This is a genomic window from Lentilactobacillus otakiensis DSM 19908 = JCM 15040 (genome assembly GCF_001434145.1).
Classification (GTDB): domain Bacteria; phylum Bacillota; class Bacilli; order Lactobacillales; family Lactobacillaceae; genus Lentilactobacillus; species Lentilactobacillus otakiensis.
Genome location: NZ_AZED01000005.1, coordinates 152,889 through 176,120, shown reverse-complemented (window position 1 = coordinate 176,120; position 23,232 = coordinate 152,889). Strand labels below are relative to the sequence as shown.

The 23,232-nt window shown below is 42.6% G+C and carries 25 protein-coding genes; 11 read left to right on the top strand and 14 right to left on the bottom strand.

All coding sequences use genetic code 11. The annotated features are described in order from the left end of the window. Positions 1-91 precede the first annotated feature (91 nt). Positions 92-307 carry an NfeD family protein gene (locus FD05_RS02445; RefSeq protein WP_020281269.1) on the top strand — a complete coding sequence of 72 codons (216 nt, stop codon included), beginning with the start codon at positions 92-94 and terminating at the stop codon, positions 305-307. Between the two features lie 80 nt (positions 308-387). Here FD05_RS02445 and FD05_RS02440 read toward each other — a convergent pair whose 3' ends face one another. From FD05_RS02440 to FD05_RS02425, 3 genes are all read right to left on the bottom strand, one after another. Beyond that, positions 388-2,166, bottom strand: coding sequence for a glycosyltransferase family protein (locus tag FD05_RS02440; protein WP_020281270.1), 1,779 nt, complete (start codon positions 2,164-2,166; stop codon positions 388-390). Between the two features lie 333 nt (positions 2,167-2,499). Further along, positions 2,500-2,838: a hypothetical protein gene (locus tag FD05_RS02430; RefSeq protein WP_020281271.1), complete on the bottom strand. Its 339-nt coding sequence runs from the start codon at positions 2,836-2,838 to the stop codon at positions 2,500-2,502. Between the two features lie 195 nt (positions 2,839-3,033). Beyond that, entirely contained in the window at positions 3,034-3,951 is a 918-nt protein-coding gene (locus tag FD05_RS02425) for a PPK2 family polyphosphate kinase (RefSeq protein ID WP_020281272.1), read from the bottom strand. Between the two features lie 185 nt (positions 3,952-4,136). Here FD05_RS02425 and FD05_RS02420 point away from each other — a divergent pair, with 185 nt between their 5' ends. Further along, positions 4,137-6,110 (top strand): M13 family metallopeptidase, encoded by a 1,974-nt coding sequence (locus FD05_RS02420; protein WP_020281273.1) that lies wholly within the window; start codon positions 4,137-4,139, stop codon positions 6,108-6,110. A 224-nt stretch (positions 6,111-6,334) separates the two neighbouring features. Here the strand turns inward: FD05_RS02420 and FD05_RS02415 are convergent, their stop codons facing one another. Together FD05_RS02415 and FD05_RS11755 are read right to left on the bottom strand one after the other, a co-directional pair. Continuing rightward, positions 6,335-7,315 carry an ROK family protein gene (locus FD05_RS02415; protein WP_020281275.1) on the bottom strand — a complete coding sequence of 327 codons (981 nt, stop codon included), beginning with the start codon at positions 7,313-7,315 and terminating at the stop codon, positions 6,335-6,337. A 46-nt stretch (positions 7,316-7,361) separates the two neighbouring features. Further along, positions 7,362-7,523, bottom strand: a complete 162-nt coding sequence (locus FD05_RS11755; protein ID WP_020281276.1) for a hypothetical protein — start codon at positions 7,521-7,523, stop codon at positions 7,362-7,364. Positions 7,524-7,669: 146 nt separating this feature from the next. Here FD05_RS11755 and FD05_RS11750 point away from each other — a divergent pair, with 146 nt between their 5' ends. From FD05_RS11750 to FD05_RS02405, 3 genes are all read left to right on the top strand, one after another. Beyond that, entirely contained in the window at positions 7,670-7,840 is a 171-nt protein-coding gene (locus FD05_RS11750; protein WP_013728796.1) for a hypothetical protein, read from the top strand. A 78-nt stretch (positions 7,841-7,918) separates the two neighbouring features. After that, a complete protein-coding gene (gene map, locus FD05_RS02410; RefSeq protein WP_020281277.1) occupies positions 7,919-8,713 on the top strand; it encodes a type I methionyl aminopeptidase in 795 nt (264 codons plus the stop codon). 119 nt (positions 8,714-8,832) lie between these two features. Further along, positions 8,833-9,333 (top strand): phosphatidylglycerophosphatase A family protein, encoded by a 501-nt coding sequence (locus tag FD05_RS02405; protein ID WP_020281278.1) that lies wholly within the window; start codon positions 8,833-8,835, stop codon positions 9,331-9,333. On the opposite strand, the gene FD05_RS02400 is transcribed toward FD05_RS02405, so the two are convergent. Then, positions 9,330-9,953 carry a DNA-3-methyladenine glycosylase gene (locus FD05_RS02400; RefSeq protein ID WP_020281279.1) on the bottom strand — a complete coding sequence of 208 codons (624 nt, stop codon included), beginning with the start codon at positions 9,951-9,953 and terminating at the stop codon, positions 9,330-9,332. The genes FD05_RS02405 and FD05_RS02400 overlap by 4 nt on opposite strands. Before the next feature lie 40 nt (positions 9,954-9,993). On the opposite strand from FD05_RS02400, the gene FD05_RS02395 reads away from it, so the two are divergent. Then, positions 9,994-10,362, top strand: coding sequence for a DUF488 domain-containing protein (locus FD05_RS02395; RefSeq protein ID WP_020281280.1), 369 nt, complete (start codon positions 9,994-9,996; stop codon positions 10,360-10,362). On the opposite strand, the gene pgmB is transcribed toward FD05_RS02395, so the two are convergent. Next, positions 10,344-11,018 (bottom strand): beta-phosphoglucomutase, encoded by a 675-nt coding sequence (pgmB, locus tag FD05_RS02390; RefSeq protein ID WP_020281281.1) that lies wholly within the window; start codon positions 11,016-11,018, stop codon positions 10,344-10,346. The genes FD05_RS02395 and pgmB overlap by 19 nt on opposite strands. Before the next feature lie 72 nt (positions 11,019-11,090). Further along, positions 11,091-11,531, bottom strand: coding sequence for a VOC family protein (locus tag FD05_RS02385; protein ID WP_020281282.1), 441 nt, complete (start codon positions 11,529-11,531; stop codon positions 11,091-11,093). A gap of 178 nt (positions 11,532-11,709) precedes the next feature. On the opposite strand from FD05_RS02385, the gene FD05_RS02380 reads away from it, so the two are divergent. Next, the gene (locus FD05_RS02380; protein ID WP_020281283.1) at positions 11,710-12,276 is read left to right on the top strand and encodes a DUF2179 domain-containing protein; all 567 of its coding nucleotides are present in this window, start codon (positions 11,710-11,712) and stop codon (positions 12,274-12,276) included. Here the strand turns inward: FD05_RS02380 and FD05_RS02375 are convergent. Then, the gene (locus tag FD05_RS02375) at positions 12,273-13,151 is read right to left on the bottom strand and encodes a ribonuclease H family protein (RefSeq protein WP_020281284.1); all 879 of its coding nucleotides are present in this window, start codon (positions 13,149-13,151) and stop codon (positions 12,273-12,275) included. The genes FD05_RS02380 and FD05_RS02375 overlap by 4 nt on opposite strands. Positions 13,152-13,276: 125 nt before the next feature. On the opposite strand from FD05_RS02375, the gene FD05_RS02370 reads away from it, so the two are divergent. Next, positions 13,277-13,774, top strand: coding sequence for a hypothetical protein (locus FD05_RS02370; RefSeq protein ID WP_020281285.1), 498 nt, complete (start codon positions 13,277-13,279; stop codon positions 13,772-13,774). Between the two features lie 81 nt (positions 13,775-13,855). On the opposite strand, the gene codA is transcribed toward FD05_RS02370, so the two are convergent. Then, complete coding sequence (gene codA, locus FD05_RS02365; protein ID WP_020281286.1) at positions 13,856-15,097, bottom strand: cytosine deaminase; 1,242 nt, start codon at positions 15,095-15,097, stop codon at positions 13,856-13,858. 146 nt (positions 15,098-15,243) lie between these two features. On the opposite strand from codA, the gene FD05_RS02360 reads away from it, so the two are divergent. Then, entirely contained in the window at positions 15,244-16,581 is a 1,338-nt protein-coding gene (locus FD05_RS02360) for a TrkH family potassium uptake protein (protein ID WP_039932917.1), read from the top strand. 190 nt (positions 16,582-16,771) lie between these two features. Next, the gene (locus FD05_RS02355; protein WP_020281288.1) at positions 16,772-17,437 is read left to right on the top strand and encodes a potassium channel family protein; all 666 of its coding nucleotides are present in this window, start codon (positions 16,772-16,774) and stop codon (positions 17,435-17,437) included. Between the two features lie 45 nt (positions 17,438-17,482). Here FD05_RS02355 and FD05_RS11885 read toward each other — a convergent pair whose 3' ends face one another. Beyond that, the gene (locus tag FD05_RS11885; protein WP_013728814.1) at positions 17,483-17,605 is read right to left on the bottom strand and encodes a hypothetical protein; all 123 of its coding nucleotides are present in this window, start codon (positions 17,603-17,605) and stop codon (positions 17,483-17,485) included. A gap of 144 nt (positions 17,606-17,749) precedes the next feature. On the opposite strand from FD05_RS11885, the gene thiD reads away from it, so the two are divergent. Beyond that, positions 17,750-18,604 carry a bifunctional hydroxymethylpyrimidine kinase/phosphomethylpyrimidine kinase gene (thiD, locus tag FD05_RS02350; protein WP_039932919.1) on the top strand — a complete coding sequence of 285 codons (855 nt, stop codon included), beginning with the start codon at positions 17,750-17,752 and terminating at the stop codon, positions 18,602-18,604. A gap of 52 nt (positions 18,605-18,656) precedes the next feature. On the opposite strand, the gene FD05_RS02345 is transcribed toward thiD, so the two are convergent. From FD05_RS02345 to FD05_RS02335, 3 genes are all read right to left on the bottom strand, one after another. Beyond that, positions 18,657-19,625, bottom strand: a complete 969-nt coding sequence (locus tag FD05_RS02345) for an aldo/keto reductase family protein (protein ID WP_020281290.1) — start codon at positions 19,623-19,625, stop codon at positions 18,657-18,659. Between the two features lie 301 nt (positions 19,626-19,926). Further along, positions 19,927-21,918 (bottom strand): cation:proton antiporter, encoded by a 1,992-nt coding sequence (locus FD05_RS02340; protein ID WP_039932923.1) that lies wholly within the window; start codon positions 21,916-21,918, stop codon positions 19,927-19,929. Between the two features lie 180 nt (positions 21,919-22,098). Then, positions 22,099-23,220, bottom strand: coding sequence for a hypothetical protein (locus tag FD05_RS02335; RefSeq protein WP_020281293.1), 1,122 nt, complete (start codon positions 23,218-23,220; stop codon positions 22,099-22,101). Positions 23,221-23,232 lie beyond the last annotated feature (12 nt).

Below are 23,232 nucleotides of genomic sequence, written 5' to 3'. Positions count from 1 at the left end.
GGTGATTATCTCCCCCAACCAATAACAAACGGGTTATAATTAAGCTAAATTTATGGGCTGTCTGTTTGCACTTTTGAGGGAGATGGCAAGCATGTCATATAATAAAAATTTCTATCGCGAGCCGGCCTTCTGGCTCAGCATTTGTGCGGCTGCGGTTGGTTTGATGTCACTATTTGCCGGCAATGCGGTCCAATATAGCATTATCTGGTGGCTGCAGCTATTGATTGTGGTGATTGCACTCGTTGGAATTTTATATTTCTTTTCTAAATATTCAAAGGATCAAGAAGATCAGAATAAACATTTATAAAAACACATATCAAAAATGAGGCCGGAACAAAAGTGTAAGCTTTTGTTCCGGCCTCTTTATTGAAGAATATAAAACGTTTTTTATCGATATTTTTTAACTATCGCCAGTACCAACAGCCCCAGCCAACCCAGGATGGACAGGCCAATGAACAGCCCATTAAATTTGGTACCATGACTTTGAATGCTAATTTTGGCACTTTTGACAGTCTTAGGAATCGTCAACTTGAAGGTTCCCCGTGACGATGTCTGCGGCGTCTTAACAGTTTTACCATTAAATTTTACGGTATAATTCATCCCCGCATACTGGACAAATGGCAAATCCAGCGTCGTGCCTTCCTTCATTGGGACAACCAAATTATAACGAAGGGAATTAGTGCCAGGATGCAAACTTGATGATGAAATATTGAACTGTTGGCCATTTAAAATAGCAACCTTGTTTGCGAGATCATCAATATGTTTGCCTGCCGCAACCGGCAGATAATCTGTCCGGCCGGAACCGTTATCCGTTGGGAATTGATTATTATAATCCTGATTGTTGACCTTGTAGTTCTGCAGATTCATATTTGATCGAGGAATTTGACGAGTCGGTGTTGCTTTATATGTTAGTTCCGGCTGACTTGTTCGGTTGTACTGGTTATCAAATGGATTTTGATCTGTTGTAATGTTCATCGAATACATCGCCGAATAGTCAAATGAGTTGATTAGGCACAGGCTAAAGACAATTAGCAAAGCGCTGGAACCAATCATCTTGTTGCTAAACTTCACCCCCAGCAGGTAAGCACCAAACGCAGCAATGAACATCAGAGCGACCGGGATAATTCGATGGCCACTTTGAATCGCCTCGATACCTTTCAGAAGTGGGATATGATGAATAACATTCCACGGGAATAAGTTGGACAGAATAAAGAACGTTACCAGACTGCCAAAGTAGGCATAACGGCCAACCCGCGGTACCTGTTTGAGAAACAAGAAGCCAAAGATGAACATGAATAGCAAAATCATCCCCATCCCTTTATTGGCAATACTTTGATTAAACCAGGTAAAGAGGCTTTGAGGATCTGCGTACAATGTCTGCGGATTGGGACGCATCAGTTTTTGACTCAATGACAGCACTGCCAACGGTCCCCAAACAATTAAGCTGAGAATCAAACTGTATCCGGCCGAAATGGCGATGTACATCAAACGTCTTGCTCGCTCTTTCTCAGGTTGTTTGGCAAAAAACACCAGGTAAAAGATGAGTAAAGCAACCACGATAATCAACGTGGTCGGTGCGTGACTGTACATGATTCCCGTGACCCCAATTGTTAACAAATACCAACGTTTGTAATTGTTGAACATAATTTCATACAGCCCGGCAAAGGCTAGTGGAATGAATGGGTACGCCAAGAATTCACCAAACTGAGTGGTAATCATTTCCATGACCAAATAAGTTGTGAGGCCGTACAGAATCGCAAAGTAAAAGGAAATTTTAGTGGATTTAGAAATCAGCTTCATACTGTGGTAGGAAACAACCAGTGTCACAAAAATAATCAGCACGTATGTAAAGTAGATTGCGCTGATGGGTGAAAGAATAAATTTCAGCCCGGCAAATATGTACAGCCAAATCCACGGATAACATGCGACTGCCGCATCACCAATTTGATTAAATGTTCGCGTCGCAATGTGACTAATCGGTGCCCCGTTTTTTAGATTATCAAACATTTCCTGAATTCGACTTAAATGAAATTGCAGGTCGGGTCCGGAGTATAAGTGCATGGTTGTCCAAAATGGTAAAACTGTTAGAGCTGCCAGTCCAAAAAAGATCAGATAAATCGCTAAAGCATGGTGTTGCTTAAGCTTGGGAATTAATTGCTGAATCATAAAAAATGGACCTCCTAATGATAGAATTAGCGGTCCCCTCTGTCGCTATTATGTTTCATGATACGTGGAATTCGTACAAAATTCAAACTCATTTATTCGATTGAAAAATGGCAAATAAAAAATGGAAGTCAGAAAAGGCGGTTTGATCCCAGAATTTAAGGGAGCAACCAAAAAAGGCTAGAGCAAAAGTTAACGCTTTTGTCCCAGCCTTTCTAGCTTGCAAATCTATATTATTATGAAAACTTGCGCTATGGACCATGGCCTTTTTAATTGTCATGAATCTCATAACACTTTGTCTTATCAGGGGATAAAAATAATGCGTGGAAATTAAGCTTAACGATCAATCGTATCCGCCGTCATGTGGAAAACATCTGACAGCGAAGCACCCTTATCCGCAAATTTCTTATTGAGAATCAATTGACGGAATTCTTCAACTGAAATATTTTCAGTATCCTTTATTGGAAATGCTTGGCCAGTGTATGAACCTGTAACCAAGGTGATTACCAAGCCATTCTTACTGTCCAAATGGACTTGATAGTTTTCAAAATAAATTCCATCATCATAACTACCAGATAATACCTTGTGAGATGCAAAATAATTTGAAATAAAATCATTAAACATTTCTTTTGAACCTAATGCTTCCTTGAATTGTGCTTGAGTTGCGACTGTCATCGTAAGACTCCCTTTCTCTCAAAATTGTGTCCAATCAAATAACAACGCACATTTATTTTTGTAAATGATATTTATTAATCATCTACTAATTTTCATTTTAGGCCCTCGTTACCATTCTGCAAGTGAAAACACCATGAAAACGTTGCCAGAACACAATTTGTAACATTTGCATTCTGGTAACGCTTTCAATTTTGCTTATTCTTTTTTTGCTTTGTCGGGAACTTTTTCCAATTCGGCTAAAGCTTCCTCCAACTCAGCCTTTTCTGAATCAGGTAAGTCCGGATATCTGAGTGGCAATTCCTTCATCCGGCGATCAATGATGTCCGAAACACAAAGCCGTGAATACCATTTGTCATCAGATGGAATAATGTACCATGGATTAGTTTTATTAGCCGTGTGCTCAATGGCGTCCTCATAAGCCTTTTGATAATCGTTGAAGTAACGGCGTTCCTTAATATCTGCAGAAGCAAATTTCCAATTGTGATCCGGCAGCTCAATTCGACGTTTGAACCGATCGCGCTGCTCATCGGCAGACATGTGGAGAAAGAATTTTAATACCATGAAGCCATTTCTGGTCAGGTAATCCTCAAAGAAGTTGATATCCTTAAAACGGCCGTCAAAAAACTTATTGTCAACCTGTTCGAGCTTGGTGATTGCGCCAATTTTGGCATTCACAATCATCTCCGGGTGAACGCGGCTGATCAAAACATCTTCGTAATAAGATCGGTTAAAAATCCCAATAATACCGTGTTCCGGAACATGACGATGAATCCGCCAGAGATAGTCGTGACTTAATTCAATGGAAGTGGGTGATTTAAAACTGGTTACTTCGATGCCTTGAGGATTCACCCCGCTCAAGATATGACGAATCATACTGTCCTTACCTGAACCATCCATCCCCTGGAAAATCACCAGGACACCAAAATGGTTTTGCGCATACAATTTTCCCTGTAAATCTTGCAACGTGCCAATGTTCTTTTCAATTCGTGCTTTAATATCATCCTTGCTTAAATCTTCAACGGTGGCGGAAGTTGGAATCTTGCTAATTTTTAGATCCCGATCTCCGTTATATCGAAAAGATTTCTCACGGTTAAAAATTTCCTTTTCGTCCAAAGTGAAGCCCCCTAAGGAATCATTTAGTAACAACTTTATAATAGATTAAACACCGGAAAAATAGCTGGGAGAATGTTAACAATCTCCACATTTATTTCTCATATTGAGTATACTAGATTACATAGAAAGTGTTTCAGATAACGCTGTTTTAGTACCTGTCCAACAAAATTAAAGGAGGACTTCACTTGAAAAAACTAATCTTAAAAACCAACGAAGCACAAGGTGGTCAATCCGACCAACCCGCTGAAGATTCAGTCGATAAGTCATTGCTAAAGGACGACCTCTACAAAGCCGTCAACGGCCGTTGGGAAAAGACTGCCAAGATTCCAGCAGACCATTCGTCAACCGGTGGCTTCATGGATCTTAACGATAACATCGACAAACAATTGATGAGCGACCTCGATGACATTATCAAAGAGAACCAACCACAAAAAGCGCCCTTCTCTGAATTCTTAAAGTTGTATGAATTAGCCCGTAATTATAAGAAGCGGGACGCGGATGGTGCCGAACCATTAAAACCGTATTTGGAAAAGATCGAAAACATTACCAGCTTTGATGATTTGAATAAGCAATTACCTGAATTGGTCAAGCAAGGCTTCCCATTACCATTTGGTTTCTGGGTTGAACCTGATATGAAGAATACCCAGGTCAATGCCTTGTTTGCATCAGTTCCAGGCTTGTTCCTACCAGATCGGACTTACTACGAAAATAACAATCCAGCTTACAAACAATTAATGCCCGTCTTCACCAAGATGGCCAGCCAATTGCTTGTTCTCGCTGATTATAGCAGTAATGAAGCCGATGAAATCGTCGAATCTGCCAAACGTTTCGATGCCAAAATTGCGCCAAATGTTAAATCAGCCGAGGAGTCAGCCGATTACAGCAAAATGTACAACCCACAGAAGTTCGCGTACTTCTCAGAATCAAGTTCACACATTGATTTCATGAACTTGGCAGATGCTTTGTTTGGCAAGGCACCAGAACAAGTCATTGTGACCGAACCAAAATTCTACGAACGATTTGACGGCTTAGTTAATGGCGACACCTTCAAGGACATGAAGAACTGGATGCTGGTCAACATGATTCGTTCTGCTTCCAGTTATTTATCAGAAGAATTCCGTCAGACTGGATCTGTATTCAGCCGTGCATTGTCAGGTAAAAAGGAAGCCACTCCTCAAAAGAAGTCCGCTTTCTACCTCGCTGAAGGAACTTTTGGCCAGACGATCGGTGACTACTATGCCAAGAAATATTTTGGCCCGAAAGCCAAGGCTGACGTTGAACACATGGTTCGCAACATGATTAACGTTTACAAGAATCGCTTAAGCAATAACACGTGGTTGGGAAAAGATACCCGCGAAAAGGCCATTTTGAAGCTTGATAAATTGGAGCTGCAAGTTGGCTATCCTGACCATATTGACGAATTGGAGTATAAATTCAAGGTAACGCCTGAAAATGAAGGCGGCACACTCTTTGAGAACATGTCCAATTTTGGCTCAATCACTGTCCAGGATACCTTTGAAAAACTCGGTAAACCAGTTGACCGGACAAAGTGGGAAATGAGTGCGGCAACGGTTAACGCGTATTATGAACCATTCAAGAACATCATCGTCTTCCCTGCGGCCATCCTTCAAGCACCGTTTTATAGCTTGAAGCAAACTTCCAGTCAAAATTATGGTGGGATTGGTGCGGTTATCGCCCACGAAATCTCCCACGCCTTTGATAACAACGGTTCCCTGTTCGATGAATTAGGAAACTTAAATAACTGGTGGACCAAAGAAGATCACGACCACTTCTCAAAATTGGCTGATAAAATGATCAACGAATTTGACGGCATCCCATATGCAGGTGGTAAGGTAAATGGTAAATTAACCGTTTCGGAAAATATCGCTGACGGTGGTGGCTTGAGCTGTGCCAACGAAGCCGCCAAGAATGAGGATGACTACAATCTGTACGACTTCTTCATCAACTGGGCCAAGGTATGGCGAATGAAGGCCACCGAGCAGTATAAGCAATTACTACTAAATATCGATGTCCATGCCCCGGCGGAATTACGTGCCAATGTCCAGGTGAAGAATTTGGATGATTTCTATTCGACATTCGATGTGAAGGATGGAGATGGGATGTATTTGAAGCCTGAGGATAGGGTGAAGATTTGGTAGGAAGCAGAGTGTGAGCCAAGCCGCTTAGCTTCCGAGCATTTATGTAATAACGAGTTTTGATGCGGGTCTTGCATCAAGACTCGTTATTGGATAAAGCGGAGGAAGCTGGCTTGGGGAACACGTTTAATCCAAATAAAAGCAAAAACACAAACAGAAAAAATGGCATTTAACCAAAAAGGTTAAATGCCATTTTTATATCTAATATTATCCACTAACAACGTGGATCAATCAGTGGACCCCGAGGCACTAATTTTCTGTCCCGCATACACCGTAGCACCAACCATCCCAGCTTCATCACCCAACTGAGCCATTGACACTTGGCATGCTTCGCGGGCAACCGGCAGGGAATGATGGGCCAGCGTATCACGAGTATATTTAAACAGCGGTTCGCCGGCAGCGGCCACCCCACCACCTAGAATTAATTCTTCGGGATTGTATAAATTAATCACGTTACCCAAACCGAAACCCAACAGTTCGCCAGTTTCCTTGAAAACGTCAATCGCAGTTACATCACCTTGAGCAACGGCTTCCGAGATCAACTTGGTGGTTAACTCCTGGCCTCGTGCCATCCAGTCACCAACCATGCTTGTTTGGCCGTCTGCTAATTTTTCCTGCATCGTCTTGACGATTCCTCGAGCAGAAACATAACGGCCGAGGCAGCCTGAACTGCCGCATGCACATGGTCTGCCATGACGATACATGTTCATGTGGCCAATCTCGCCGACACTATTTGAGGCACCATACAGCACTTGACCGTTAATCAAAATGGCAGCGCCAAGGCCAGTTCCAATCGTGACTAAAACCACGTTTCGATGGCCCCTGCCTGCACCAAACGCCATTTCACCATACAAATTAACCCGGACATCGTTATCGATGAAGACTGGCTTACCCAGCTTTGCATGCAGCCATTTAGCCACCGGGATGTCTTGCCAATCGGTAAAATTGGGCGAAAATATTGAGATGCCTTTTTCAACGTCCATTTGACCGGGAATGCCAAAGCCTGCTGCCAAAATATCATCCGCTTGAATCTTAGCGGCAGCCATTAATTCCTGACAGCACGCCCAAATTCGATTTAAAACCGCAGTCGGCCCTTCTTCTTCGTGAGTTGGCTTATGTAATTTCTCAACCGTTTGAAAGTCCTCATCAAACAGCCCGGCTTTAATATTCGTGCCGCCAAGATCCACACCTAGATAATATTTTGTCATTTTATCCACCTCAGAACGGTTACTGGATACTGATACTCAAATTCACTTATTTACTATGATAATAACCGATTAGGCTGCACAATGCTTCTAAAAACATTCCGACGACCATGAGATACATGACAACCATGTTCATCCCCATGAACAGTAAAATACCCATCACAAAATATAGCAGTACAAAGAACCAGCGTAACCAAATATTATTAACCATTTCTATCCCCTCCAAATTTCATTCTACTCTTTTAGATTAGAACAATTCCAATCTGTGAACAAATAATTTGTAAAAATTCCGTTTTAATGTAAACTAATGATTATTAGGATATAATATATATAAAGAGTAATTGGAGAGGTGATACCATGAACTTAACAGAATATCTTCATTCGCAGCTCAAGTTTTTAAATGACCAGATGAGTTCCGCCAAGAAAGACAAAGACGAAACCATGCAATACCTGGTAGATTCAAAGATTACAGAAGTTAAATTAATCTTGGAAGCCCTCCAAAAGGGAATCATTGATGGAATAAGTTAAAATGTGGCCGGTTGGCCATTTTTTATGTTTTAATAGATGAGTACCTTATAAAGATTTATCAAAAAAGGAAGTAGAATATTGATTACATTAAAATCACCACGAGAAATTGAAAAGATGGCTGAATCAGGCGCAGTTTTGGCTGGGGTTCATAAGGAACTTCGCAAAATGATCAAGCCAGGTTTGGACACTTGGGACATTGAATTATTTGCCCGTCGTTACATCAAAGATCACGATGCCTACCCTTCAGAAATGGGCTTTGACGGTTACAAGTTTGCCACATGTATCTCCATCAACGATGAAGTTGCACACGGCATTCCCCGTAAAGGCTTAAAATTGAAGAACGGTGACATTCTCAAAGTTGACATGTGTGTCAACAAAGACGGCTTCGAAAGTGATTCTTGCTGGACATATGCCGTTGGTGAAGTCAGCGACGAGATCAAGAAATTGATGGAAGTTACCCGCAAAGGTTTGTATCTTGGTATCGACCAAGCAGTTATTGGTAACCGGCTCGGTGATATTGGTAACGCTGTTCAGACTTATGTTGAAGACGAGAACCACATGGGTGACGTCCGTGAGCTGATTGGCCACGGTATCCAACCTTCAATTCATGAAGAGCCAAACGTTCCTGCATATGGTGTCCCTGGTCAAGGCCTTCGTTTGAAGGAAGGTATGACCATCACCATCGAACCAATGGTTAACACTGGTACATGGGAAATTGCCGATCGTTACGACAAGAAAGATGACTGGACATACTACGTTTCAGCTGATGGCACACCTTCAGCTCAATATGAGCATACCTTGGCAATCACTAAGGATGGTCCGAAGATCTTAACTTCTCAAGACCCAGATATTGACGCAAAATATCTGCTTTAATTAAAATATATCAAACGGCCGGGGCAATTTGTTCCGGCCATTTGTTTAGACTCAAATAGAATTGTAGAACAATTCTGTAACCAAAAGTCCATACAACTTGTACAGGAAGGAATGATTACATGAACAACAAAAGCTTTAAATTTCCTGACACAGCGGCCTATGAATTTGTGATTCAAGCCTTAAAGGATCGCGGTGTCACCTATGAGGACATCGCCCAAATGGCTTATAACCTGCAAAAGAAATTCGTCCCAGATATTCAAATGGACGAAGTCAAAAAAGACACCATCGACGTGCTGCACAAACGAGAAGTTCTCAACAATGCCATGGTTGGACTCGAACTTGACCGTTTGGCAACTGAGGGCAAAATCAAAGAACCGCTGGAAAGTATCATCATGAACGATTCCGGTGTTTTTGGTGTCGATGAAGGCATTGCCTTAAACATCGCCAATATTTACGGCACCATTGGCATTACTAATTATGGCTATGTGGATCGCGAAAAAACTGGCGTCACAAAAAAATTGGATGAAGCCAAAGATGGCACATCCAATACATTTATTGATGATATTGTCGGCGCGATTGCCAGTGCAGTTTCAGCAAAAATTGCTCACCGAAACAACTAACGCCAACCATGATTTTCTTTATCAAAATCACGCTTCCTAATTCCTGACACATAGGGATTGCCCTTAACAAAATATCTCAGGGGCTTAGTCGCCCAGCTCCCCTGATTTGCAACCCCGATTCGATTGGATTCTTCAATTTGAGCCGGGATTTTTTTGTCATCTTGATGAATATCAAGCTTGCTGTCACCGAATATTTCCATATTCATCTTTTTGTCCGCAATTCCAAAGGCTTCCATGAGCTTGCCTGGGCCGTTCGTTAAGTCCACGCCGTGTTTGGTTCGGTTCGCTTCCATAATTGACAGGCCGATTGTCGGCTCAATTGCCCGAATCAAAATTCCTTGGGGCACATCCTTTTCTTGCGCTGCCACATCCAAGAGGTAGCGGCCGTGAATCGAATAGATGTACACTGTACCTGGCGGGCCATAGAGCGGATCGTTGGAAGGCGTCCGTCTGCCTTTAAAGGCATGGGCAGCAGAATCTTGTTGACCCATATAAGCTTCGGTTTCAACAATCCGGCCGCCCACCATGCCTTTCGGTGAATCATATGTAAGCAGCATCCCCAAGATTTTCTTTGAAATCTCGTCGGTGGTGCCGCTGGAATAAAATGGGTCTTGGTTCAAATCAACCAGTCCTTTCGTCAAAATAAGTGGAGGTTATCATATGCAATTAAAATTAGAACGAATTTATGACAAGCCACAGGATCTCTCAGGCTATCGAGTCTTAGTCGATCGTTTGTGGCCGCGGGGAATTTCCAAGGTGAACGCCAAGCTCGATCAATGGGAAAAAGAAATTGCCCCATCCAAAGAACTCCGAACTTGGTTTTCACACGATCCGGAAAAGTTTCCAGATTTTAAAACCAAATATATTGACGAACTGAACGCCAACCCTCAAACCAAGAATTTCATCAAATTAGTTGGTGACCACCTCAAAGCCGGCGATGTCATTCTCTTGTATGGTGCCAAGGACCGGGAAAATAATCAAGCCGTCGTGTTAAAGCAATACCTAACTGATCACTTAGGCCAGTTCTGACGAATGTTGGCTAAAGTTAATTCTTTAGTCGATTTGAAATTAATATCTGCCATGTTCAAGACGGTTGGATCACCAACGCCAATGGAGACGACCTTGGCAGCGTTGATTGACTCAACGCCGACAACGCCATCATCTATCCCAATGCATTGATCAACGTTCAGGTGCAACATCTCTGCCGCCTTCAAATATACATCCGGAGCTGGCTTGTTATGCTTGATTCCTTTCAGATCGACAATCAGGGGAAAATAATCTTCCAATTCGAGCTTCTTGATTTCTTTGGGAGCATTAGCGGATGCCGAAGCAATAATCATTTGATAATTGTTGGTTCGCAATTCTGCCAGAAAATCATGAATCCCCGGCAAAATATCATTTGGATTCATAATCTCAAGCATTTGCTGATAAATGTCATTCTTTTTATCGGCAAGGGCTTCTTTTTCTTGCTCAGAGTACTTGTTTTCTAGTCCACCAACTCGTAAAATCTCATTCAAAGAATCAATCCGGTCACGGCCTTTGATTGCCTCTTCTAAATCTGAGCTCCACTGGATGCCAATACTTTCGGCAACTTGACGCCAAGATTTGCTGTGGTAAAGCCAAGAATCGGTGATGATGCCATTGAGATCAAACAATACCCCTTTGATTTTTGAAAAATCTGTCATTTGAGACACCCCTTTTTATGAAAAAAGGGCCGAAAACAACAAACGTGTTTTCAGCCCCAACGGTCATTTGAATTACTTAACTGCGTTAAAGATCCAAGTGATACCATATTTATCAACTATCTGGCCATACTTATTACCAGAAGATTTCTTTTCAAAAGTTACGATTACTTTGACTTGTTCGGATTCAACGACCCGTTCATACAAATCCTGCAATGCAGAAAGTGCATCAGAATCATGCAGATCAACTTCAAACATCAACGAGATCATTGATGAAATGACTGGCTTGCCCAGAAAGCTGTCCGCACAAAAGACTTGCTTGCCTAAAACGTTAAAGCTGGCCTGCATTGTAAGGTCGTCAAGATTAACATCGTCGTTAAGCGACATGTCTTCCGCCTGTTTTTCAGTTGGGGATTCACGTTCAATATTTGTCGCACCAAAGACAGTCTGATAATAATCCAAAGCTTCTTTGGTGTTTTCGAACGTCAAATATGGGATTAAATTAATATTATTCATTAGGTCAGCAACCCTTACTTTTAAATATTATTCAACGTTTAGAATACCGTTAAATACAATAGTTGTCAACGTTAACAATTCGTCAACGCCTATTCTAATAGGAAATGGCGTGCTTTTTGGTAACAATTTTGGTAAAAGTGATAGACTTAAATTAAACGGATCGGGAGGAAACTAATTAATGAAACTTGCAATCACAATTTTTGTATTAAACGCGTTATACATTTCGATTAATACCTTCAGAACGATGCTGGTTGTTAAGGGCCACCTCTTCTTGGCGCCAATTGTGGCCGTCGGCGAAGAGTTCGTCTACGTGATGGCATTGGCAATCGCCCTGCAGCATATTGATAGTCCGTTAAACATCGCCGCATATGCGGTTGGATTTGGTGTTGGTATCTATATCGGAATCATCATTGAAGACAAGATTGCCTTGGGCTACGTCAACTTTGAGGTAACCGTTCAGATAGATCCAACTAATCCGATCCATGCGCATAACGAGGAATTGGCGGAAAAGTTGCGGGAGCTCGGTTACGGGGTTACTGTCAGCCGTGCTGAAGGTCGTGCCGGTGCCCGATTGGTTCTGAGTATCTTGGCACCCCGAAAAGCTGATCGCCGCTTGATGGAACAAATCAAAGAGATCTCGCCCGACGCCTTCATCATGGTTCAAGAGCCCGTTCAATTGTCCGGTGGCTTTTGGAGCAAAGAAGTTGATCGTCGGTACCATTCAACTAATCATATGCATCGTTAATCATCATTATCATCGTCAAACAGGCCAAGTCTTCTCAAACTATTTTCAATGTCGCGAACAGACGTCTCGGTTTGTGGGCCCGGCTTGGGTTTATCAATTTGATGATGGGCCTCAGCGTGTCGAGGCTTGTTAGCTGGTTTGTTAACCGGCTGGTGAGTTTTGTGCTGCTGAGGACTTTTTTTAGGCATTTTATCCATGGTTTTGTTCAGCAAATGATCCACAAAAATATTGCCCTCATCGTAAGCATGCCCTTTGGTCCAATAATATTTGATGTTTGGAAAATCTGTAAGAATGGCATCGATTCGCTGCCAAAGTTGTTTATTCTGCAGTTCTGATCCATTGCTCTTGGTCCAGCCATGACGACGCCAACTAGCCAGCCACCCCATCTGGATGGCGTCTAAAACGTACTTAGAATCCATTACAACGTCGATTTGGTTGTTCTGCATGTCTTTACTCTTGAGATACTTAAGAGCCTCCAGAAGGGCCATAATTTCCATTCTGTTGTTGGTGGCCCCAAACTCACCGCCAGACTTGGAATATTTTTGTTTGCCAACCTTAATCAAGAAAGCCCAGGCAGCTTTATCGCTCGCTTTGACATGACCGCCGAGAACGTTGCCGTGGTTGCGAGACCCACCATCAGTGTAAACAACGGTTTCCCCAAGATGCTCGTTTGGTGCCGACCGCTTTGATTTCTTACGATGGCCTTTGGTCGGTTTGGCAGAACTGGTACTCCCTTTGAGATAGTCACGAGCCTCAAGCTCTGTTTTAAAACTTTTATATTTGGCTCCGGAATATCCCTTGACTTGTTTTTCGGCATCATCCCAAGTGGTAAAGATCCCTGTCTTACGGCCTTTTTGGACTGCGTAATATTTCATGAAAATAACGACTCCTAAATGTAAAAAATTCAGAAAAAATGTTAATTATTATTTATAATGTATCTATCTACTTTGCAATTAGATAAATCTATGCGAAAATGTTAAATAAAGGGGGCAAACTTAATATGACCCAAACTAAAGCCACATTGATCTCGGTCGAAGAAGCCAAGGCGCTTCTGAAAGACCAGTCTGATCAAATAAACGAACGTTTTCCCCGATTAAAAAAACAAGGTAAGTACATTTTACCCGATTATCGGTTAACAAGGAAACGTGAAGCTTTCAAAATTCGAAAGCATACATTTTTACAACGTCATGCCCGTTCTTACGTTGCGTTCGACTCTGAAAACGGCCAAACGCTTTGGATGCACAACTTTCCAAGCTTGACTGAAGCCTTGTTCTGGTTGGATACCGGCCTTAAACCCACCGATACTGATACCAACACATCGTATAAGTCGTGGAAGGATCTGCACGAAGAAGATATCACTGCCCTCAAAGACATTTTGAAGGAACGCTCTCGTAAGCGCAAGGAAACTGCAGCAGCCAAAAAAGCTGCCATGGCGCCCAAGAAGAAGCCGGCTGCCGTTAAGAAGTCGACTGTTGTGAAGAAAAAGAAAGCGAATTAAGCTTGATTTGATAAAATGCACTAAGCTCATTTCTGAAATTAATTTTTCAGAGGTAAACTTAGTGCATTTTTATTTGGAATGTTAATCGTTAAAATTGTTTGTCACGTGTTTGGGTTCAGTCTGAACTAAAATTTTGCCATCGTGAATGGAGTATAGAATTTCAGAACGTTCATTTAATGCATTATAGAAATTATTATTGTTCATGATAATACAGTTGGCAGGCTTGCCGACCTTGATACCATAGTGACCGGTAACGTGCATTGCTTTGGCAGCGTTGGTGGTGACGAATTGGTATGAATTCATAATGTCATCGTATCCCATCAAATGGCCAACGTGAATTCCCATCTCAACGGGATCAAGCATATTGCCATTGCCCATTGGATACCAAGGATCCTTAATGTCATCTTCTCCAAAGGCGACGTTGATACCGTCTGCAGATAGTTCCTTAACCCGGGTCATTCCTCGACGCTTGGGATAGGTATCAAAACGGCCACCCAAGTTAGTGTTGACCAATGGATTGGCAATGAAATTAATGTGGGACATTTTCAGCAGTCGGAACAGTTTGTAAGTATAGGCATCATTGTATGAACCCATGGCCGTCGTATGACTAGCAGTGACTTTGTCGCCCATGCCACTTTCAAGCGCCGGGGTTGCCAGAACTTCGAGGTTGCGTGATTCAGGATCATCGATCTCATCACAATGAACGTCCACCAGCTTGCCTTTGCTTTCAGCAACTTTCATCAAGAATTTCAGGGATTCGACACCGTAGTCGCGTGTGAATTCAAAATGGGGAATCCCACCGATGACATCGGCACCCATATCAGCGGCAGCAATCATCAATTCTTTACCATTTGGATACGATAGGATTCCTTCTTGAGGAAAAGCGACCAATTGGAGTTCAACTTGGTCGGCAACTTCATCACGAACCTCAATCAACGCCTTGAGGGCAGTCAAATCCGGATCGGTCACGTCAACATGGCTGCGGACAAATTGAATTCCGTTGGCAACTTGAATTTTGAGTGCTTTTTTAGCGCGTGTTTTGACATCATCAATCGTCAGTTTCTTCTTCCGCTCACTCCAGATGCGAATGCCGTCAAACAAAGTACCAGACTGATTCCATTCAGGATCCCCAGCAGTTTGAGTTGCATCCAAATGAACATGGGGATCAACGAATGGCGGCAACATCAATTTATCGGTTGCGTCGATCACCTGTTCACCATCGCTTGGCTCGATTGAAGGCGAAATTTTAACGAACTTGCCGTCTTCAATTTTAACGTCGCTGGTTTTTTCAGCGTTTTCAATATGGACATTTTTTATCAGCATAAAATTTATCCCTCACAATCACTTATTTAACAATATTATAGTCTATTTTGCCTGCAGAGTTGGGCGCAATCTGTGGAATGTGCGATAATACATATGTAATTATCATTAGAAATTGGCACAAATGCCAAGTGAAAGGTACTGATTCTTTGAAGTTGAAAACTAGATTGGCACTGCCGCAGATCTTAACGTTGGGGTTTCTCATCATCATTTTGGTGGGGACCTTCCTGCTGTCGCTGCCGATCGCTAGTAAATCCGGCCACATGACCGGTTATATCAATGCATTCTTTACGGCGACCTCGGCCACGTGTGTCACTGGCATGACCGTCGTCAACACCGCCCTTCATTGGAGCATTTTCGGTAAAATTGTCATCTTGATGCTGGTCGAAATTGGTGGCTTGGGCTTCATGACTTTTGCTGTGCTGCTGTTTGTTTTCATGCGACGAAAAGTGGATTTGACGACCCGTTTGCTTACCCAGCAGTCTTTGAACTTACAGTCATTTGCCAACACCAGTTCCGTTGTTTTTCTAGTAGTCCGAATTTCTCTGGCAATTCAGTTGCTTGGAACTGGACTGATTTTTATCGACTTCTATCCCAGATATGGCTTTGTTAAAGGACTGGGGTATAGTATTTTCCATTCAATCAGTGCCTTCTGTAATGCCGGCTTTGATTTATATGACAACAGTCTCGTCCGGTTTCAAACCGATCCGTATTTATTGTTTGTTTTGACAATTTTAATTATTTCAGGCTCTCTGGGCTTTCTGGTGTGGAAGGATATCCTTTTCTATCATGAAGATCACCATTTGAGCCTGCATACCAAATTAGCTTTGACCACTTATCTGGGATTGATTGGGATAAGCTTTGTAGTGTACATGTTGACGGAAGGTGATTTTAGCCAAGGCAGTCATTTAACCACCTTTCAGCGAATTATGAATACATGGTTCATGGCCGTTACACCACGGACGGCAGGTTTTTACACCCTGCCGGTCACCCATATCACAATGGGTGGTATGTTCTTCACAATGATTCTGATGTTAATTGGTGGAACGCCGGGCTCCACTGCTGGTGGTATCAAAACCACGACGGTCGGCATCCTGCTGATCAGAGTGTGGTCAACCCTTCGTGGCAAACGAGACGCAACCTTCTGGGGCCGTCGTTTTAGTAATGATAACGTCACCCGCTCACTGTCACTGGTATTCCTGGTTGCGGTGGTCCTGTCGATTGCAACGATGATCCTAACATTCACGGAAACGGTTCCTAAAAACCAGGGATTGGATTATATTATGTTTGATGTGATGTCGGCATTCGGAACCACCGGCTTTAGCCTGGGACTGGTGGCACATTTAAGCGTGATTGGTAAATTAATCTTCGCAGCCTTAATGTTCATGGGCAGAGTCGGCATCTTTACCGTGATGTATTCCCTGTTAACCTCAAAGAGACCGGAAGACGCCTTCCGGTATCCGGAGGAGAATGTGATGATCGGATAGAGTGCGACGAGACCTGGGTGACCCCGGAGCATAAGGCGATTCATTCAATAAGGAACGCACTTTGTTTCTTGTTGAATGAATTGCCTTATGCAGTAGGGGTCAGGGTCGTCGGAGCACATTTCAACTATATAAAAGCAAACCCACCACCAAATAAAAGCCAAAAATTCCAACCAAAAGGAGCACCCCCAAAATGAAACAAAACTACGCAGTCATCGGCCTTGGCCTCTTCGGCTCCAGCATCGTCAATACTTTACTGGAACACGATCAAGAGGTTTTGGTCATCGATAAAAGTGAAGCTCGTGTCAATGAATTCCGTGATACAGCCACTGAAGCCATCGTTGCCGATACCCAAAATGAATTAGCGTTAAGACAGCTTGGAATTGGTAACTTTGACAACGTTTTTGTCGCCATCGGAACCGATTTGGAAGCCAGCATCATGACCACCATGATTTGTGAAGAGTTAGGCGTCAAACACTTAATCTGTAAAGCTGAGAATGCGCGTCATGCCAAAGTTTTAGAAAAATTAGGGGCTGATGAAGTCATCCAGCCTGAACGCGACATGGGCCAGCGAATTGCTTTGCACGTGATGGAACCGAAGATTTTGAACGATTTGAAATTAAAGGGTGAACTGTCAGTCATCGAGTTTGAATTAACGAATCCAAAATTATTTAATAAGACATTAAAAGAGCTCAACTTGACCAACCGTTACCGAATTTCAATGATTGCCCTTTCTCACGCTGATGAGGACGGTGCGATTATTCCTAATCAATCGACAATCACCAAGCCTGGTGACATCGTGACGATTATCGGGACTGAAAAGGATGTTGAAACCTTTGAGGCCGTGGCAACACTGTAAAAGAAAAAGCCAGCCGGAAATTCCGGTTGGCTTTTCTAAAAAGAATTACTTGGCTGGTTTTTGCTTCAAGAAATGTTGCAAGTCTGATAATTCTTTGTTTCGCTTGATATCTTTTTTACGGTTAACTGGACGACGTCCTTGTACGCCGTGTGGATGACAAATTCGCATAATTAGACTCTCCTTATTTTGTATTATGATTTCATAATTCCAATAGACTAAATTATTATAATACAAGTTTAGGTTGGAACGCAAATCAATCTGCTGTTTCTCTATGATTTCTAATTATATGTGGTATTCTTAATAATTAAATGAATGGTTGAGGTGATTAATTTGACAGAACAATATCCACAAGCATTGACAATTGCAGGCTCTGACAGCGATGGCAGTGCCGGCATGCAGGCAGATTTACATACATTTTTCAGGCGTCACATCTACGGGACCGCCGTGATGACCGCAGCGGTGGCCGGTAACAGTTATGGGATTCACGATTCAGTGACCCTGCCAACCTCGTTTATCGATCAGGAATTCAAAGATTTAGCTGACGATTACCAGGTCAGGGCAAGCAAGACCGGAATGCTGGCCGACACTGAATTAATTCGAACCGTGATTAAAAATTATCAAAAGTACGACTTTGGCCCATTAGTGGTTGACCCGGTTATCACCACCAAGCATGGTAACATGCTGCTGGAAGAGAGTGCCTACAAGACACTGCGAGATGAATTAATTCCGTTAGCGACTGTCATCACGCCTAATTTCTTTGAAGCTCAAAAGTTGGCCGAAATGGAAATCAATACTAAAGATGATATGATTGCCGCCGCTCAAAAGCTCAAGGACCTTGGCGCTGACAATATCATGATCAAAGGCAGCCACCACCATCCCGGCCAAAAAGAAGTTTCCGATTACGTGTTGCTGGAATCAGGTAAAAGTTTCTGGCTAACCGGTGACTTCTTTGATACCGACCGCAAGAATGGGACTGGCGACAGTTTATCGGCATGTATCGCCGCTGAACTTGCTCGCGGAAATGACATTGAAACTTCTGTCAGGATTGCCAAGAAGTTTGTCGATATTGCCATTGAAAACGAAATCCAGGTTGGCCATAAATTTGGCCCGATTAACCATTGGGCCCCTGGTTACCCGGATCCTACCAATACTTCAAATGATAAATAGAAAACAAAACGAGCTGAGTGCAAAAGTAAATTTTTGTGCTCAGCTTGTTTTATTATCCAATGTGTCTTTCAAATTTCTTAAATCCAAACAGCTTATCAATCCGACCAAAGTATTCTTCAGGAATCTCCAAATCGATTGCCTTCAAATTGTTCTCCAGTTGACTAGGCTTACTGGCACCAGTGATCAAACTGCTGATACGAGGATTGCGCATGGCCCATGCCAAAGCGAAGGTTGCCAAATCTGTGTTCAATTCTGATGCCATTTTGATCAATTCTTCGACCTTGTCCAAATTCTCCTCAGTTAACAATGCCTGGATTTGATCCTGGTAAGTTGCCCGTGATCCGGCAGGAATCTTTTGACCCTTCCGATATTTTCCAGTTAATAAGCCTTGGGAAAGTGGTGAAAATGGCACGATACCCAAGCCGAATTTACCACATACATCGATTAGCTCATGCTCAATGTATCGGTCAAACATGTTGTACTGCGGCTGAACAACTGACATTGGATGAAGTCCCAGCTTCTGAATAACCAGTTGGGCTTCCAAGATTTGGACCGGACGCCATTCACTCACACCATAGTAAAGAATCTTGCCTTGGTCGACCAAATCACTCAGTGCCGTTAAAGTTTCTTCCAATGGTGTATTGGCATCAAAACGGTGGCAGAAATAGAGATCCAAATAGTCAGTCTGCAGATTGGTCAATGACTGATCGATCGACTCCATAATGTGTTTCCGAGAAAGACCGCGGTCATTGATACCGTCGCCTGTCGGAAAGTAGACCTTACTTGAAAGAACGATTTCTTTGCGGGAAAATTCTTTGAGTGCCTTACCCAGGAATCGCTCAGCTGCACCACCACTGTAAGCATCAGCACAATCAAAGAAATTAATGCCTTTGCTGAATGCTAATTTCAAACTTTGATCTGCCAAATCCTGCTTTGAAGCATCACTCACATCGGTCATCCAACTGCCTAAAGCGAGTTCACTGACTTTGATACCCTGTTTGCCCAAGTTTCGATATTTCATGACTTATCCTCTTTTTATATGATATTTAATCACTCATACCTTAATTCTAGTTCTTTGAGTGTACTTGAAGTAAAGAACTTTCTTATGAAAAATGCCACTGATCTCTCGTTGTGGGAAATCAGTGGTATTTTTTGTTGATTTGTGAGGTAGTGATATTAGTTTGTGGAACTAATTTGTGGACCTACTCAGTGCAAGATAATCCATTACGGTCTTTGTCTACCCAGCCGAATCGTGCTCCGACGGCCGGCTGAAAGCCTGCCTAGCCTACTTGGCGACGACCCTGATCGCTACACACTGCACACTAGTCTCTGAACAACTCCATATTCTGCAAATAAGTCATCTCATCTGTTGAAATTCGTGACTGGAGTTTTTCCGCTAGCGCCGAATCGATCTTACCGGTCTCAAGCGATTCCTGAATCAGTTCGTACTCACTATGAAAAGCCCTCATGAACATTTGGTAAACCACGTTCATGTCGACATCCTTACCATTAATTCTTCGGTGTCGGGTTCGATAGAATCGCTTAACCATGTTGGTTTCAACACCATTATCATTTTGCTTGGTCTTCAAAAAATCCATAACGGCGTCAAATCCGGCCTGCTCAATCGGCAAAATATTTTCGCCATGCTTTTCAAATTGCTCACGCCAGTATACCTCTTCCAAAACGACCGGCGCGGTTAAAAAGGCTTCCTGGGCACGGTTCAAATCCTTATATAATCTGCCAACATGCAGGCTGAATCTGATCCGCAGCAACACATTTTTCCAAGTTTTTTCATCAGCAGAAAAATTGCTTAAGTTTAAAAATCTCGTATAGTACGTTAATTCATCTTGGCTAATCTTACCTTCATCAAACATCTGCCGAACGGCTTTGAGTTCAACTTGGTGGCTTTCACTCATCAATTCCCGGCGCAAATGCAGATTGGGTGTGCTATCAAGGACCAACTGCTGCTGCAGTGAGTCAATCACAATCTGAGCTTCAGCTGGATGCTCCTTTTCCTTTAGCAGATCACTGATCGCCGCTTGGATCATCCGTTTGACCCAACGATACCGCGGCTGCTTTTGATCCTGACTAGGCAAAACCTGCGGAACAAAGACCGTTGGCATAATCAAGCTGGTTAAAATGACCACAGCCGCCACGAAGATCATAATTCCACGGAACTCAAACGGCTGCCCATTAACGGTGTTAGGCATCGAGAATGCTAGTGAGAGTGTAATGGTACCATTGGCGCCGCTAAGAGCCATGACGAGGCTGTCACGCCACTCATGGCTCGATTTAACCCGCCGTTTGAGCATGTATCGGCTCCAAACCAAGCGAAGAATTCCCTTGGTGAAGTAGACGCCAATCCCAATCAGAACCAATTTCAAGATATTCAGATCAGGGTTTGGTGATTGATGTAAAGCAGTAATGACTTCCGGAAGTGACAGGCCTAAGAGAACAAACACCGTTCCAGAAAGGACACCAGAAACAATTTCCCAAACGTTGCTGGTTACAAGCTGCATCCGCGAAGACGTTAATCGTAATTTGTCCCGCTCAGATCCTTGAACCAGCCCTGCCGCGACGACGGCTAAGATACCAGAAAACGCTAATTTTTCAGCCAATAAATAGACTAAGAATGGCGACATCAGCTGGATCAAAACCATGATAATCGGCGTATCGTCGTTATATCGAATCAAGAATAACCGGGCACTCACAATGGCGACCCCGATCAAGCTTCCGAATAACAGCCCACCAAGAAATTCCCACAAGAACATCCCGACAGCTAATTCCAATGAAAAAGTTCCAGAAATAAAGGCGGTCAACGACAAATCAAACAGCACAATCCCCGCTGCATCATTGAATAATGATTCATGCTGCAAAATACCAGCCTGTTCTTCAGCGATCGGGTTGGCCTCAAAAATCGAATTAACAGCAGAGGCATCGGTTGGCGTGACAATCGCCAGCAATGCAAAGCATAGTGTCAGCGGCAAGATTGTCATCGCCATGTGGAGCCCAGAGCCGACAACCAAGACGGTAACCAGCACCAGCCCAACCGCTAATGACAAGATATTGGTAATCGATCGGCCAATCCAGAATCGTGAACTATTCTGGGCTTCGTTAAACAGCATCGGGGCAATAATTGCCAAAGCAAAGGTGGATGGATCCAATTCAAAGCCACTATATACAGGCAGTGCAGCCAGAATGCCACCCATTAGAATGAGGAAAAATGGCAAGGGAATAAACGTAATATGCCGTGCCAATATGTTGGCTACCACCACGGCTGCTAAAATGATGGTCAATAGTAACACCATGTTCATTTAATTCACCCCTTACTTAAATATCGGTTCTAGTTTATCACTGATTGCATGAAAAAAGCCGTGTCGACACTTGGACACGGCATGCAAACAAAGAAGAGATGAGCCTCACAGAATTAATAATAAGAAGAATACCATAATGGTTATTTGTCTGTTCTTGTTAATGATTAATTAGCAAAAAGTCTAGTTCCGATAATAAAATACATTTCGCTTTAGCTTTAAGGCATCAGGCGTCAAATACCCATCCCATTTATTCAAACGTAAGGTAGCTCGGTTATGGTTAAAATAATATCCACTTATGACAATATTTTGTGATCCTCTGTAACGATATGCTCTTTTTAAGAAACTAATTCCCTGCTTATAAGTGGTTTTCCCCCCGGTGGATTTCACAAAGTTATTGTCATAATTCCATGCAGAAGAAACGCCATCAATCCTATCATTTTGGAGCCTACCGCTTGCCAAATTATACGTGGCAAACAATGTTTCAAAAACATAAGCAGATCGATTATTCTTAATAACCTCGTATCTGCCTTTTTTGAACAACTTATATGCCCTGCTAATAACATCTTTAATCTTATTTTTTGGAATATACAAGGCCACATATTCGTGGGACTTCTTTTTCGAATTAGGAATTGTGTAAACAGATGTTGAAGGTGCCAAACTCTTGACAGTCACACCATTAGACCATGTTGTAAGCCCGTCTCCAAGGGTGCTATAAAATGCTGTTAAATCCTCTTCGATGTCATTTGGATCAGTATCTTTTTGAACATGATCCCAATTTATTTGAACAGCGGATTTGTTTGCACTCGTTAAGCGGTCAAATAATCGGTCATAAATGAATTGCGCCCCATTACGGTCTTGTTCAGCTTCTTTGGTTGCTGCAGCAAGCTTATCTGCGGCAATCTTATCATAATTAGTATCATCACTTGGATCACGCAAACCTGTGTATGGGGTATTATCATATATTTGCCCCCTGCCCATGCTCTGAAGCAAGTTTGCCATTTCCTCATACTCGACATGAGCGTCCAAACTTTTGTCATTGTTATTCAAGCTGTGTGTCAAGAACGTATAGCTGGTTGCAATGTCTTGGCTGCTTTTAATTGCGTCAGATGAATTTTGAATTCCTGATAATATTGCTTGGTAGTCCTGATTTATATAATCCTTCGTAATAACTTGGTTGTCCGCCCAAGCTGTTATTTGGGTTAAAGGCACAGGCCTGTTTGTTTTACCGACCGAATAAATTATCCCGATTGCCATAGACAACAATCCAACACTAATTGACTGTACAATTTTCCTTTTTTGCATCTAACTTCTCCC